This is a genomic window from Streptomyces albus subsp. chlorinus (genome assembly GCF_013302895.1).
In the GTDB taxonomy this organism is placed as follows: Bacteria; Actinomycetota; Actinomycetes; order Streptomycetales; family Streptomycetaceae; genus Streptomyces; species Streptomyces chlorinus.
The window spans coordinates 265,119-279,187 of sequence record NZ_VJOK01000001.1 but is presented as its reverse complement, the minus strand read 5'-3'; the positions used below and the strand labels follow the sequence as shown (position 1 = coordinate 279,187).

General features: G+C 72.7%; 12 protein-coding genes and 1 pseudogene. 8 read left to right on the top strand and 5 right to left on the bottom strand.

Annotation, left to right across the window (positions count from 1 at the left end; genetic code table 11):
- Window positions 1-15 precede the first annotated feature (15 nt).
- A complete protein-coding gene (locus tag FM076_RS01350) occupies window positions 16-1,050 on the top strand; it encodes a LacI family DNA-binding transcriptional regulator (RefSeq protein WP_345944842.1) in 1,035 nt (344 codons plus the stop codon).
- A gap of 248 nt (window positions 1,051-1,298) precedes the next feature.
- Here the strand turns inward: FM076_RS01350 and FM076_RS01345 are convergent, their stop codons facing one another.
- Entirely contained in the window at window positions 1,299-1,775 is a 477-nt protein-coding gene (locus FM076_RS01345) for a DUF6194 family protein (protein WP_173868116.1), read from the bottom strand.
- A gap of 48 nt (window positions 1,776-1,823) precedes the next feature.
- Here FM076_RS01345 and FM076_RS01340 point away from each other — a divergent pair, with 48 nt between their 5' ends.
- Complete coding sequence (locus FM076_RS01340) at window positions 1,824-2,597, top strand: MerR family transcriptional regulator (RefSeq protein WP_345944841.1); 774 nt, start codon at window positions 1,824-1,826, stop codon at window positions 2,595-2,597.
- Between the two features lie 81 nt (window positions 2,598-2,678).
- Here FM076_RS01340 and FM076_RS01335 read toward each other — a convergent pair whose 3' ends face one another.
- Window positions 2,679-3,656, bottom strand: a complete 978-nt coding sequence (locus FM076_RS01335; RefSeq protein WP_173874436.1) for a GlxA family transcriptional regulator — start codon at window positions 3,654-3,656, stop codon at window positions 2,679-2,681.
- Window positions 3,657-3,852: 196 nt separating this feature from the next.
- Between FM076_RS01335 and FM076_RS01330 the strand changes: the two genes are divergently transcribed.
- Window positions 3,853-4,878, top strand: a complete 1,026-nt coding sequence (locus tag FM076_RS01330; RefSeq protein WP_173868115.1) for an NADP-dependent oxidoreductase — start codon at window positions 3,853-3,855, stop codon at window positions 4,876-4,878.
- Between the two features lie 226 nt (window positions 4,879-5,104).
- Here FM076_RS01330 and FM076_RS01325 read toward each other — a convergent pair whose 3' ends face one another.
- Window positions 5,105-6,070, bottom strand: a complete 966-nt coding sequence (locus FM076_RS01325) for an Lrp/AsnC family transcriptional regulator (protein WP_173868114.1) — start codon at window positions 6,068-6,070, stop codon at window positions 5,105-5,107.
- Window positions 6,071-6,356: 286 nt separating this feature from the next.
- Here FM076_RS01325 and FM076_RS01320 point away from each other — a divergent pair, with 286 nt between their 5' ends.
- The 5 genes from FM076_RS01320 to FM076_RS01300 all read left to right on the top strand — a co-directional run bounded on the left by FM076_RS01320 (window position 6,357) and on the right by FM076_RS01300 (window position 12,091).
- Window positions 6,357-7,607, top strand: coding sequence for an MFS transporter (locus tag FM076_RS01320; RefSeq protein WP_202034905.1), 1,251 nt, complete (start codon window positions 6,357-6,359; stop codon window positions 7,605-7,607).
- Complete coding sequence (locus FM076_RS01315) at window positions 7,604-8,797, top strand: M20 family metallopeptidase (protein ID WP_173868112.1); 1,194 nt, start codon at window positions 7,604-7,606, stop codon at window positions 8,795-8,797. Before FM076_RS01320 ends, FM076_RS01315 begins: the two co-directional genes overlap by 4 nt.
- The gene (menC, locus tag FM076_RS01310) at window positions 8,794-9,900 is read left to right on the top strand and encodes an o-succinylbenzoate synthase (RefSeq protein ID WP_173868111.1); all 1,107 of its coding nucleotides are present in this window, start codon (window positions 8,794-8,796) and stop codon (window positions 9,898-9,900) included. Before FM076_RS01315 ends, menC begins: the two co-directional genes overlap by 4 nt.
- Window positions 9,901-10,175: 275 nt before the next feature.
- Window positions 10,176-11,132 (top strand): polyprenyl diphosphate synthase, encoded by a 957-nt coding sequence (gene uppS / locus FM076_RS01305; RefSeq protein WP_173868110.1) that lies wholly within the window; start codon window positions 10,176-10,178, stop codon window positions 11,130-11,132.
- Entirely contained in the window at window positions 11,129-12,091 is a 963-nt protein-coding gene (locus FM076_RS01300) for a squalene/phytoene synthase family protein (protein WP_173868109.1), read from the top strand. Before uppS ends, FM076_RS01300 begins: the two co-directional genes overlap by 4 nt.
- Window positions 12,092-12,187: 96 nt before the next feature.
- On the opposite strand, the gene FM076_RS01295 is transcribed toward FM076_RS01300, so the two are convergent.
- Together FM076_RS01295 and FM076_RS01290 are read right to left on the bottom strand one after the other, a co-directional pair.
- Complete coding sequence (locus FM076_RS01295; RefSeq protein ID WP_173868108.1) at window positions 12,188-12,850, bottom strand: response regulator; 663 nt, start codon at window positions 12,848-12,850, stop codon at window positions 12,188-12,190.
- A pseudogene (locus tag FM076_RS01290) lies at window positions 12,847-13,976 on the bottom strand (sensor histidine kinase). The gene FM076_RS01295 and the pseudogene FM076_RS01290 overlap by 4 nt, the downstream one beginning before the upstream one ends.
- Window positions 13,977-14,069 lie beyond the last annotated feature (93 nt).

The following is a 14,069-nucleotide window of genomic DNA, read 5'->3' as shown; positions in this document are numbered from 1 at the left end:
AAGGAGTCGACGCCGGTGGGCGGCAGAACCTCCAAACGCAAGGTCACCATCCGGGACGTCGCCGAACGGGCCGAGGTGTCGATCAGCACCGTCTCGCACACCTTCTCCGGGCTCAGGCCGATCTCCCGGGCGACCAGGGACCGCGTCCTCAAGGCGGCGGCCGAGCTGGGGTACGAGGCGAACCCGAGCGCCCGTTCGCTGCGCACCGGCCGCTCCGGCCTCGTCGGGCTCGTCCTGCGCCCGCGCTTCGCCGTCGCGCACACCCGCGACCGCGCCGAGACCTTCAACCGGCTGGTGGGCTCGGTCGCCACCGAGATGCTGCGGCGCAAGGTGGGGCTGATCCACGTTCCCGAACTGGACGACCCGGCCGTGGCCAGCGTGCCGATGGACGGCTGCATCGTCGCCCACCCGTACGGCGGGGACAGCGTGGTGACCGAACTGCTGCGGCGGAACGTCCCGCTCGTCACCATCGAGGAGGACCCGGAGCGGCCGGAGCTGCCCTGGGCCGTCCGGCTCGACTACTCCACCGCGGTCTCCGGCCTGCTGGACCACCTCCGCGAGCAGGGCGCCGACCGGGTCACCCTGTTCACCGGCGGCGAGGACAACGCCTGGAACCGGCGCACCCGCGAGACGTACCACGCCTGGTGCGAACGGCACGGGCACCGGGCACGCACCGAGCTGCTCAGCGAGAGCCTCAGCGCGGACAGTGCGGCGACCCGCATCCGCCGGCTGCTCACCGTCCCGCGCCGTCCGGACGCCGTGGTGGTGGCCACCAGCGACTTCGCCGCCATCGTCGTCCAGATCGCGCGGGAGCTGGACCTCCGTGTCCCCGAGGACCTGATGGTCGCGGCGCTGACCGACTCGGAGCACTCCCGGCTGTCCACCCCCCCGATCACCGCGATGGACCTCAGCCACGAGCAACTCGCCGCGGCCGGTGTGGAGTTGATGCTCGCCAGACTCGCCGGTGCCGCGACACCGGACGGGCCCGTCGTCATCGGCCCCGACCTGCGCTTCCGGGCCTCGACACGGCGCGACGGCGGCGCCCGGTAGCGAGGCCGGCCGGACGCGCACTGCGGCACCCGGCGCCGGGCCGGCGGGCCTTCGGCGAGCCGGGGGGAGCCGTCAGAAAGGTGGGCATGCGCGGACGGCCTCACGGCCGGCGGGGTCGTCGATGTCCACGATGGCAGGGCATCCGCCGATATCGGCGCCTCTCGCGCGTCTCTCGCCGTCTTCCTGCTGTCACGCGGCCCCCGCGCGGTCGTCGCGCGGGGGCCGGGCCACGGCGTCTCGTGGCCGGTTCAGTCGGTCCGCCCGGCTCCCTGTTCGTGCCGGCGTGCGAACCGCCTACCGGCGGCCTCGTGGACGTCGCGCAGAAGCCGCAGAACGGTGCCGGTCGTCCGCTCGCCGGGATTGACGACACAGACCCAGCCGAGCGCGCCGTACACCGGGTGCGGCATCACCGTATCGACGGCCCTGCAGTCGCGGGGGCGGCCGAGGCCGCGTGGCTCTTCCCCGGTGAGCTTCTGGAGCGTCGCGCGGCCGACGTGGATGTTCACGCGCCAGCGATCCGGGGAGTCGAGGTCGCCAGCGGTGTCGTCGGGGTAGTTCTTGGTGACGATCGTCCCGTAGGGCTGGACGTTCGTCGGGACCTTTCCGTCGGGGGCGTAGTAGAAGAACGCGTCACCCCACGCGATCTCGGGGAAGTCGTCTCCGGGCCCCGGAAGAAGCACGAGCGCGCCGTGGAGGCCTCGCACGGCCGCGATGATCTGTTCCATACTCATGGTTCAAGCATCACCTTCAAGTGCTGGTGTGGGGTTTCGCCTGTGGACAGGAGCGCGTGCGAGAGCGACGGTGACGGCGTGTGCGGTTCGCGGCGCGTACGGCTCAGAACGGTCGACGTCGCCAGAGAAGCCGGTTACTCGGTGCAGCAGGTCCGCGACCTGGAGCGGCTGGGAGTCATTCCCCGGGCCGCCCGGTCGGGCAACGGCTACCGTTCCTACACACCTGTCCATGTGCGGGCTCTCCGCGCCTACCGAGGGCTAGCGGGCGCCGCGGGGCCGGTCGCGGCCCGGCAGCTGATGGCTCAGCTGCACACGAAGACGCCCGCCGCGGCAGCCTCGGCGGTCAACGCGGTGCACGTCCGGCTCGCCCGGGACCGGGAGGAGGCCGTGCGCGCTCAACAGGCGCTCCGCGCGATCCAGACCGAAGCCGGCACCGGCGACGGTGAGCAGGACGGCGACGCCATGACGATCACCGAACTCTCCGGAGCGCTCGGCGTACGTCCCTCGGCCCTGCGGTTCTGGGAGCGGGAAGGGTTGATCGCCTCGGAGCGTGTGACGTCACTGCGCGCCCGTCGCTACGGTCTCCCGGCGATCAGAGCGGCCCGCATCGTCGTGGCCCTGCGCGGTGCCGGCTACGGCATCCCCGCAGTGCGCGACATCATGCACTCCCTGCACCGCCTCGGTGGTCTGGAAGAGGCCGAGGACCTTCTGCGACGGCGCCTGGACCAGATCGCCATGAAGACCGTGGCGCTGCTCCGAGCGGGCTCCGACCTGGCAGCCGTCATCGCGGCCGACCAGGACATGACGATGTCCTAGCGGACGCGGCCCAGGGGGTGTGTGCCTTTCCACGCCGGTCGCCCGGCGCAGCGGTTGCCGACCGGGGAGCGGCGCGCGGCGTCATCCGGCGGCGGGTTCCGTGGCGCGGAAAGTGCGCCGGTACGCGGACGGGGCGACTCCCGCCTCCGCGGCCAGGTGCCGCCGCAGCGAGGTGGCGGTGGCGAATCCGACCTCGTGGGCGACCCGTTCCACCGGCAGGTCGCTGGACTCCAGCAGGTGCCGCGCCCGCCGCAGCCGCTGCTGGGTCAGCCAGCGGCCGGGGCTCATACCGGTCTCCTCCCGGAAGCGCCGGGCGAAGGTGCGGGTGCTCATCGCCGCGTGTGCGGCCAACTCGTCCAGTGTGAGCGGCAGTTCCAGCCGCTGGAGTGCCCAGTCGCGGGTCGGCCCGGTGCCGGCCGCGCTCGCCGGCGGCAGCGGCCGTTCGATGTACTGGGCCTGTCCGCCGTCCCGGTACGGCCGCACCACGCAGCAGCGGGCCACGTGGTTGGCCACCTCGCTGCCGTGGTCCTTGCGCACCAGGTGCAGGCAGACGTCGACACCGCTCGCCGCCCCCGCGGAGGTCAGGACATCACCGTGGTCGACGAAGAGCACGCCCGCGTCCAGCTCGACCCGGGGGAACAGCTCCCGGAAGTGGTCGGCGAGCGCCCAGTGGGTGGTGGCCCGGCGCCCGTCCAGGAGACCCGCGGCGGCCAGCAGGAAGGCACCCGTGCAGATGGACACCAGACGGGTGCCGGGCCGGACGCGGGAGAGCGCGGCGAGGGCCCGCGGGTCCGGGTCGGCGGAGGAGGCGCGGGAGAGCGCGTAGGGAGGGATGATCACCGTGTCCGCCTCGGCCAGCACCTCGGGGCCGTGTCCGGGCGTGACGGTCAGGTCCGAGTCGGTGCGTACGGGCGCTCCGTCCGCGCTCGCCGACAGCACCTCGTAACGGCCGCCGGCGGAGCCCAGGACGCGGTGCGGGATGCCGAGTTCGAAGGGGTAGACGCCGTCCAGGGCGAGGACGACGACCTTGTGGGCGCCGGGCCGCGGGTCCGGATGCATCAGGCGGTCCAGTTCCGCCGCGCGGTCGGCGAGGTCACGGGCCAGGGAGGGCGGGGCGGGTGCGGGGCGTGCGGCGCGAGCGCCGGAGGCATCGGGGACGTGGCGGGTGGCGGGCTCGAAGGGCATGGCAAGAATGTATCGGAGCCTGGCCTTCTTGCCATCGTCACGGGCCTGGCCGCACCGCCAGGATCGGGACATGGCTTCGACGCACACTCCTGAGAACCTCCACGCCCCGGACCCGGCGGCCACCGCGGACTCCGCGGAACCGGCCGCCCCGGACGGCGCCCCCGTGATGCTCGCCCTGCACCAGACGGAGCTGGGCGGCCCCGAGGTCCTGCGGCTGACCGAGCTTCCGCGTCCCGCACCCGGCCCCGGCGAGATCCTCGTCGCCGTGCACGCCGCCGGGCTCAACCCCACGGACTTCAAACACCGCGCCATGCGCGTCTTCCTGCCGCCGCCACCGATGACCCTCGGCTGGGATGTCTCGGGCACCGTGGTGGAGACGGGCTTCGGCGTCACCCTCTTCCAGCCCGGTGACGAGGTGTTCGGCATGCTGCCCTACCCGTACGGGGCGGGCTCCCACGCCGAGTACGTGACCGGCCCCGCCCGCGCCTTCGTCCCCAAACCGGCCGGGATCGACCACGTCCAGGCGGCCGCTCTGCCGCTGGCCGGACTCACCGCCTGGCAGGCTCTCGTGGAGACCGCGGGCCTTGGGGCCGGACAGCGGGTGCTGATCCACGCCGCGGCCGGCGGCGTGGGACACCTCGCCGTACAGATCGCCAAGGAGCGCGGCGCACACGTCACCGGGACGGCCAGCGCCCCCAAGCACGACTTCCTGCGCGGGCTCGGCGCGGACGCCTGTATCGACCACCGCTTCGAGGACTTCACCGACGCCGAGGAGCCCTATGACGTCGTCCTCGACACGCTCGGCTGGGAGACCGCCACGCGTTCCGTGGGCGTGCTCCGCCCCGGTGGCGTCCTCGTCTCCCTGCTGCCGGGCGCCCAGGACACCCCGGCCGCGGCGGAGAAGGCGCGGGTCCGCGCCGTCGGTCTGCTCGTCGAGCACGACCAGGCCGGGATGCGCGCCCTCGCCCAACTGGTGGAGCGGGGCAGACTGCGCGCGCACGTCTCCGGCACCTTCCCCCTCGCCGAGGGCGCCCGTGCCCACGCCCTGGGGGAGACGGGCCGCACCACGGGCAAGCTGGTCATCACCGTGCGGTGAGACGGGCCGCCGCAGGGAGCGAGGGCGGGGCCCGGCCGCCCGGCTGCGTACTCGCCGACCGCTTCGGCGTGAGAGGGGTCCCGGACGCGGCGGCCCCCGCGCGACGGCTGATCCGCACCCGCCGGGAACACCGTCCCGCCGGGGCGCCGTGTGCCGCACGGCGGCCCGGCGGCCATGGTCCGGGGCGCGCTGGCCGATACGCCGCTCCCGACGGGCGCTCCGCGCGTCAGGTCCGACGCCAGTAGCGCTTCAGGACCTCCAGTTGCAATGTGCATTCGACGGCCGTGACGTCCTCGCAGGCGGCGCTCCCGCCGCTGATGAAATCGGCGAGGTCCTGTTCGTCGCGGAACACACCGTCGCACACGAAGGTGCTGGAAGCGCCGATGAGCGCGAGGAACCGCGTGGCCGGATGGGCGGCGATCGCCGTGCTCAGCCGCGTGGTCGCACTCGGCGGGCAGGAGATCTCGAGTACGGCCTCGACCTGGTAGCCCAGGTGTCGCGGTTCGATCTCGACGCGGGGGCGCAGCAGCCCCGAGTCGAACATGGCCGTCGCTGTGCGCCGGGCGCGGGACTCGGATACGTCCAGGGCGCGGGCGAGGTCGGAGTAGGGCGCCCGCGCGTTGTCACGCAGCACGGCCGCGACCTCGCGTTCCAACGGGCCGAGGTGCGGGCCGTTGCTTTCCTCGGGGACGGTGTGCGCGGTGAGCGCCGCCTTCTGGTCCGCGGTCAGCCGGGGCAGTCGCCACGCCGCCGAGCTGGCGAGCCTCCGCAGGCTCCAATGCGTCCGTGTCCCGCGGACGCCCGGGATGCCCGGGATTTCGTCGACCAGTGCGCGGCTGGTCGACGCCCGGGTCATCCCGTGCAGGACGGCATAGACGTCCGCACGGCCTGAAGTGATGCCGACGTGTGTGGTGTCCGCCCGGTCGGCGAGCCTGGCAGCGACATCCCGGGTCCGCCCTGGCTTCGTGCCGATCCACATGTGCACGGGGGGTCCCTCGGCCAGCAGAGACCAGTCGACCTCGCAGATGACACGAAGCAAGCCGTCGTTCAGCAGACGGCTGTACCGGCGCCCGACCGTGCGAGCGGAGCTGCCGAGTACCCGCGCGAGCAGGTCGAAGGGTGCGCGGGGCGCGTGCTGCAGCGCGGCGATCAGGTCGAGGTCGGCGTCGTCCAGCTTGCCCTCGTCTGCCATCGAGGCCCTTCTCCCTTCCTACGGTGCGCGAAACCGGCATCGGCACCGGTGACAATGCACGGATCAGGCATCCTAGCGGCCCGGCCACGCGCCGGTAGGGCGTCTCGGAGAAGGAGTGACTGGATCAGGCGTCGATTGCCAGATCCTTGCCTGAATGCGGCGACCACGGTAAAACTGCTGCACGACTTCGTCGCCGAGGGGCGCCCAGCGCGTCAAGGAGAGTGGCTGGATGGCCGCACCACCCGGAGCACGCCCCGGCATGCTCAAGATATTTTTCGTGTCCTGCATGGGGACCACGCTCGAGTACTACGACTTCCTCATCTACGGCACCGCAGCATCGCTCGTCTTCAACAAACTGTTCTTTCCCGCCGCCGATCCGCTTGTCGGCACACTCCTGGCCTTCGCCGCGTTCGGTACCGGCTTCCTGGCCCGCCCGCTCGGCGGGATCCTGGCCGGGCACTGGGGCGACAGGGTCGGACGGCGCCGGATGCTGATCCTCACGCTGACCACGATGGGGCTGTCCACGGTGGCCGTCGGGCTGCTGCCCACCTACTCGGTGATCGGTGTGTGGGCCCCCGTCCTGCTCGTGGCGCTGCGCCTGGTGCAGGGCGTCGCCGCGGGTGGTGAGTGGGGCGGCGCGGCACTGTACGGGGTCGAGTCCGCGCCACCGGACAAACGGGCCTTCTACGGCAGCTTCACCGGCGCCGGGATCAGCATCGGCGGACTGCTCGCCATCGTCGTCTTCGCGCTGATGAACGCGCTGTTCCCCGACACGATGCTCACCTGGGGCTGGCGGGTCCCGTTCCTCCTGGGCGGTCTGCTGATCGTCGTCGGCCTGGTCGCCCGCCAGGGCGTGGACGACGTGCCGCCGCAGCCGGAGTCCGGCGCGCCACCGTCCATACCCCTGCTCACCGTGCTCCGTCACCACCCCCGCGCCCTGCTGCTGACGTTCGGCCTGAGCCTGGGCTACAACGCCATCGCCTACATCGGTTTCTCCTTCTTCCTCACCTACGCCGTGGCGGTCGGCCATTCCGCCGGACAAAGCCTCGGGGCACAGGCGGTCTTCCTCACCGGGACCACCCTCTTCTCGCTGGTGTCCGGGGCCTTGGCGGACCGCTTCGGCCGACGCCCTGTCGTACTGACCGGCGCGGTGCTGACCGGGTTCTACCTGTTCGCCTTCTTCTGGCTGGTGAAGAACGGCAGCCCGGTGCTGTTCTACCTGGCGTTCGCACTGGCCTCGCCGTTGACGGCGTCGATGAAGGGCGCGACACCCGCGATGATCGCGGAGCAGTTCCCGGCAGCGGTCCGCTACAGCGGCGCGTCGCTGGGCTACCAGCTCGGTGCCGCACTGGGCGGCGGACTCGCCCCGACGGTGGCCACGCTGGTGTTCGTCTCCTCCGGCAGAGCCGCGTGGAGCGTTCCCCTGCTCGGGCTCGCGGTCGCGGCGCTGGTCGCCGCCTGCGCCCTGGGCCTGCCGGAAACCATGCGGCGGCCGGTGGCCGCGAGCACGAGGACCCCACAGGAGGCATGGCGATGAACGCTGTACCCAACGCTTCGGCACTGCGCGGCATCGACGTCGTGGGCCTGCACCGATGGCTCGAAGCGCACCGCGCGCAACTACTGGACGACGTCCTGGACCTCGTCGGCCGCGAAACCCCCAGCGACGACCCGGTACTCCTCGACCGTGGGCTCGCCCGGATCGAGCGGTGGATCACCGACACGCTCGGCGAACCGCAGCGCCGCTCACGCACCGACGGCGGCCCTTACGGGGACGCGCTCACGCTCGAGTTCCCCGGCGTCGGTTCCGCACCGGTCGTCCTGCTCGGGCACTACGACACGGTCTGGCAAGCCGGCACGCTCGCCGAGTGGCCGTGTGCCGTGGACGGGGACCGGGCGAGCGGTCCGGGAATCTTCGACATGAAGGCCGGGCTCGTGCAGGCCGTCTGGGCGCTCCGCGCGCTGGACGCGACCGGCCACCGCCGGCCCCCGGTCCGGCTCGTGCTCAACGGTGACGAGGAGATCGGCAGTCCCGCCTCCCGTCCGGTGATCGAGCGGGCCTGCGCCGGGGCAGCGGCCGTTCTCGTCTTCGAAGGCAGCGCCGACGGCGCGCTGAAGACCAGCCGCAAGGGCGTCGGCATCTTCGACGTGACGGTGACCGGGCGCGAGGCGCACGCCGGGCTGGATCCGGAGAAGGGGGTGAGCGCCATCGACGAAATGGCCCGAGCCACGCTGAAGCTGCACGCGCTGGCCGATCCGGCGGCCGGAACCACGGTCAACGTCGGCCTCGTACGCGGCGGCAGCGCGATCAACGTGGTGGCGGGGCAGGCGACCGCACGGGTCGATGTGCGGGTCGCGAGCCAGGCCGAGGCGGACCGGGTGGACCGGGCGCTCGCACGCCTGGAGCCCCACGACCCGCGGGCCGCGATCACCGTCACCGGTGAGTGGAACCGGCCCGTGATGGAACGCACCCCCGCGATCATCGCGATGGCCGGCCTCGCGCGCGCGGCGGCCGCGGAACTCGGGGCAGACCTCGCGGAGGTCGCTGTGGGGGGCGCCAGCGACGGCAACTTCGCCGCCGCCACCGGAGTTCCCGTGCTCGACGGTATCGGCGCCGTCGGCGACGGCGCCCACGCCCGTGACGAACATGTGTCGGTCGCGGCCCTGACCGAACGATCCGCGATCGCCGCCGCCGTGCTCGCGGCATTTCCGAAAGGACCAACCGCATGAAACTCGAGGGAATCGAGCTGCTCCAGGTGACGATGCCCCTGCGGCACCCGTTCCGCACCTCGTTCGGCACCGTACACGAACGGGACCTGCTGCTCGTCCGCGTGGTCACCCCGGCCGCGGAGGGCTGGGGCGAATGCGTGGCGTTCGGCACACCGATGTACTCCTCCGAATACGTGGCGGGAGCGGCGAACGTGCTGGAGCACTTCCTCGTCCCACGGCTGCTCGAACGCGGCGACGTGCGGGCGGAGGAGGTCGCGGAGCTGCTCGACCCGGTGCGCGGGCACCGCATGGCGAAGGCCGCCGTGGAAGCCGCCGTGCTCGACGCGCAGTTGCGGGCCCGCGACGAGTCGCTGGGCGACTACCTGGGCGCGACCCGGAACAGGGTGCCCGCCGGTGTCTCGGTCGGCATCCTCGACTCGGTGCCGGAACTGCTCGACGCCGTCGCCGGATATCTCGACGAGGGCTACCTGCGGATCAAACTGAAGATCGCGCCCGGCTGGGATGTCGAGCCCGTACGCGCGGTGCGGGAGCGGTTCGGCGACGACGTCCTGCTGCAGGTCGACGCCAACGCCGCGTACACCCTCGGCGACGCCCGCCACCTGGCACGGCTCGACGACTTCGGGCTGCTGCTCGTGGAGCAGCCTCTGGGCGAGGAGCATCTGCGCCAGCACGCGGAACTGGCGCACCTCATGCGGACACCGATCTGCCTGGACGAGTCGGTCGTTTCGGCGCGGGCGGCCGCGGACGCGCTGGCGCTCGGGGCGTGCCGGATCGTCAACATCAAACCGGGACGTGTGGGCGGCTACCTCGAAGCCCGGCGCATTCATGACGTCTGCCGCGCCCATGGCGTGGCTGTCTGGTGCGGCGGCATGCTGGAGACCGGCATCGGACGCGCGGCGAACGTCGCGCTGGCCGGACTGCCGGGTTTCACGGTGCCGGGCGACACCTCCGCCTCCTCCCGCTACTACGAGCACGATCTGACGGAACCGTTCGTGCTCCGGGACGGGCATCTGGACGTGCCCACCGGTCCGGGCATCGGGGTCACTCCCGACGCCGCCGCCCTGGCCGCGCGAACCCGCGCCAAGACCTGGCTGGCCGCATGAAGAGCGGCAACCGGCCGTAGGGACCGGTCCGGTCCCGTTCCCCGTGGACCCGTCGCGGGGAACGGGCCGGCCCTCCACGGCGTCAGCAGCGGGGAGCGGGGCGCCGGCGGGTGAGCCGACGGACGCTCCAGCGAGGTGACACACTTCCGCCGCCATGCGCCCGGACTCCACTTTTCCCCCGAAGGAGTGCCTGCCCGGGTACGCCCGACCGCGCCCGGGCAGGCACTCCCTGGCACGAAGTTACCGCTGCGCGCGGTCGGTTGAGGGTGGATGGCATGGGTTCCAGGACTCCTCCCAGGCATGTCGCCTGCATCATGGACGGCAACGGCCGCTGGGCCCGGCACCGCGGGCTGGAGCGCAGCCACGGCCACATGGCCGCCTGGGCCGCCCTCGAAGCGGTTCTGGACGGCGCGTTGGAGGAGGACGTCGAGTGGCTGACGTTGTTCGCCTTCTCCACGGAGAACTGGTCGCGCCCGGAGGAAGAGGTCAGCTTCCTGGTGCGCTTCCTCGCCCAGCACGTCATCGACCGGGGAGTGCGGCGCATGCACGAGCGTGGCGTCCGGTTGCGTCTGCTGGGCCGTGAGGACCCCCGCATCCCCGCGGACGTGATGGCGAAGCTGCGCGAGGCCGAGGACCTCACCCGCGGCAACAGCACCCTGCACCTGAGCCTGGCGTTCAACTACGGAGGCCGCCAGGACGTGTGCGATGCCGCGCGTTCCCTGGCCGCCGAGGGCGTTGCGGCCGAAGAGATCACGGCGGAGAGTTTCGCCCAGCACATGCAGCTGCCCGAACTCCCCGACGTGGACATGCTCCTGCGCACCGGGGGCGAGCACCGGCTGTCGAACTTCCTGCTGTGGCACTGCGCCTACGCCGAGCTTGTCTTCCTCGACGTGCTCTGGCCCGACTTCCGCGCCCCTCACTTCCGTCACGCCCTGGAGCTGTACCAGCAGCGCCGGCGCCGTTTCGGCACCCTGGGACCGGAGGACACGGCGGGCGCGGGGGAACCCGGTGGCACTGCCCCCTCCGCGACGCTCAGCGGCCACGCCCTCCTGCCGGACCCGCAGGACGCGTCGGGCCGCTCCGGTCCGCCCGCGTTGCTCGGCCTGTCCACGGCGATCGCCTCCCACCTGGGCACCACCTTGTGGGACGGGCTGAGGGACACCGCCCGCTTCGCCCTGCACCAGCTCACCGGGGAACCGCCGCAACCGGGGCAGGCGAACCAGCCCTCATGACGGCGTCCGTCCTGCCGCTGCTGCGCCGGCTCGGGACCGAGGCCGCGCCCTGGCAGCGCACACTGCACCTGGCGGGGATCCCCCGGGGCCGGCTGCGCGACGACTACACCGCCGCGGCGCACCTGGCGGCCCGCAGATACCCGGGCCTCTACGTTCCAGGGCGCCTCCTGAGCCCCCCTGCGTGGCAGCCCCACTTGCTCGCTGTGGGCGCCCTGTCCATCCACGCCGACTGCCTGGCGGATGTGCCGGTGCGCCAGTGCGACCCGGCGGCCTTCCACGCCTGGGCCGACCAGGTCAGGCAGGGGCTGGCCACCGGCCGCGCCGAACAACCTCTGCTGCGGGCGTTTCTGCACACCATGCGGGTGCGGCCCATCGACCCCGGCGACGTCCACGCCTACCTCGCGGCACAGGCCGGTCGCCTGGGACTGACCGGATACGCCACCGAACAGGACCACCACGACAACGTCGAGCGCGGCAACCTGCCGGCCGCCCGCATCCTGCTCGCCGCATGCCGCGTCCCGCCCCACGCGCGCAACGTGACCGCGTCGAGGCTGGCCATCGACGCCGCGCAGCGCTGGGACGATCTCGCCGACCTGGCGGACGACCTGCGGCGCGGCCTGCTCACCATCCCCGAGACCGACCTGCTGCACTTCCGCGTCACCCGCGCCGACCTGGAAGCCGGCCGGGAGACCCCCGCCGTCCGTGCTCTCCTCGCCCATGCGTGCGGCAAGGCCCGCGCCGCCTTCCGGACCGCCCACGCCGCGCTGGACGAGGCCGACCCGGCAGCCCAGTTCCTCTACCGTCCCCTCCTGATGCTCCTCTTCCAAGCCGTGCTGGGCCTCGAGCGACAGGGTGCCGCACTGCTCCGTCCCAGCCCCTGCTGGCACTTCCGCCTCTCACCCACCCACCTGGTCGGTGACACGCTCCGGATCCTCCACCACCGTCTTCGCCTCACCTGACCTGGTCCACGTCCCGCACTCTGACCGACGGCCGGGCGGTCGCGCCCGGGAATCGCTTCCGGGGCGAGGCGCCCGGAGGCGCGCCGGGCCGCCGTGTCACGGGGTGCGCGGTGACACCAGGCCGGATTCGTAGGCGCGGACGACCAGTTGGGCGCGGTCGCGGACATGGAGCTTGGCCATGGCCCGGTTGATGTGGGTCTTCGCGGTGAGCGGGCTGATGACGAGGCGCTCGGCGATCTGGTCGTTGGACAGGCCCTGCGCGACCAGGACGACGGTCTCGCGTTCGCGGCCGGTCAGCTCCTCCAGCCCCGTGCCGGTGTCCGTGCGGAGAGGCTGGGTGACATACCGGTGGATCAGCTTCCGGGTGATCGCGGGGGCGAGCAGGGCGTCGCCTCGCGCGGCGACACGTACGGAGTGCGGGAAGTCCTCGGGCACGATGTCCTTGACGAGAAAGCCGGCGGCACCGGCGCGCAGCGCGTCGAAGACGTGTTCGTCGAAGCCGTAGTTGGTCAGGATCACCACGTGGACCCCCGCCAGTGCGGGGTCGGCGGTGATGCGGCGGGTCGCCTCGATCCCGTCGGTGCCCGGCATCTGGATGTCGATGAGCGCGACGTCGGGCAGATGGCAGGCGGCGAGCCGCAGGGCCTCGTCACCGTCCGCCGCCTCGGCCACCACCTCGATGTCTTCCTCCAGGTCGAGGAGCGCGCGGAAACCGCTGCGGATGAGCGACTGGTCGTCGGCCAGCAGGACACGGATCACGAGGGCTGCTCCAGGGGGAGTTCGGCGTGGACGGTGAAGCCGCCCTCGCTGCGGGGGCCGCCCGCAGCCGGCCGCCGAGGGCGGTGACCCGTTCGCGCATACCGAGCAGGCCGACGCCGGACGCCGGTGGGGCGACCGGCGTCGCCGTCCCGTCGTCGTCGACGCGTATCGCGAGGGTGTCCGGGCAGCGGTCGATGCGGACCGATGCCGTGGCGGCGTTCGCGTGGCGGGCGATGTTGGTGAGCGACTCCTGGACGATGCGGTAGGCGGTCCGGCCCACCGCGGACGGTACGTCGTGGAGCTGTCCCCGCATCGTCAGTGTCGCCTCCAGGCCCGTCCTGCCCGCTCGTTCCACGAGGCCCGGGATGTCGTCGAGTCCCCGCGGCGGAGCCGTGTCGTCGTCGCGCAGCGCCTCCAGGGTGGCGCGCAGTTCCCGGCTCGCCTCACGGCCGGCCTCCTGGATCGCCAGCAGGGCCTCCGGCACCTGTTCCCCACGCTTCCGGGCCACGTGGACGGCGACCTCGGCCTGCACCTTGATGACGGAGATCTGGTGGGTGAGCGCATCGTGCAACTCCCGTGCGATGTGCAGCCGCTCCTCGTCCGCGCGGCGCCGAGCGGTCTCCTCCCGGGTGCGCTCCGCCTCGTCCGCCCGCCGCTCGGCCTGCCGCAGCGCCTCGCCGGCGGCGCCGGCCGCGACCAGCCAGGCGATCTCCAGAGCACCTCGGGCCTGTGCCAACGCCTCACCCGCGTCATGCGGACCCGAGACCAGGGCCGCGAGCGGGAGAAGCGCCAGTACGGCCACGCTCACCGCCACCGTGACGGCGCGGTGTCCCGCCCGCACAGCCGCGTACACCGCGAACAGGTAGGCGACGGCGGGCACATCGAAGCCGACCGCCTGGTATCCGGTCGCGCACAGCCCGGTGACGGCCAGGACAGCGACCGGGAACCGGCGGCGCGCCGCCAGCGCCAGCCCGCCGGCTGTCAGCAGCCCGTACCCGGCGAGTATGCCGGGGTGCGTGGCGGAACGCTGCGCGGACAGCCCGGTGGCCAGCAGCGCCGCCGCCACACCCGCCGCGATGGCCCAGTCAGCGATACGTGCCCGGACACCGGACTCACCCGCACTCATGCGCGGCACCCTAGCTCGCTTCCGCCGGAGGGCGGGTCCCCATCGCGGACGAGAGGCCGGCTACCGCGTACGCGGTAGCCGCCGCCCTCCTGC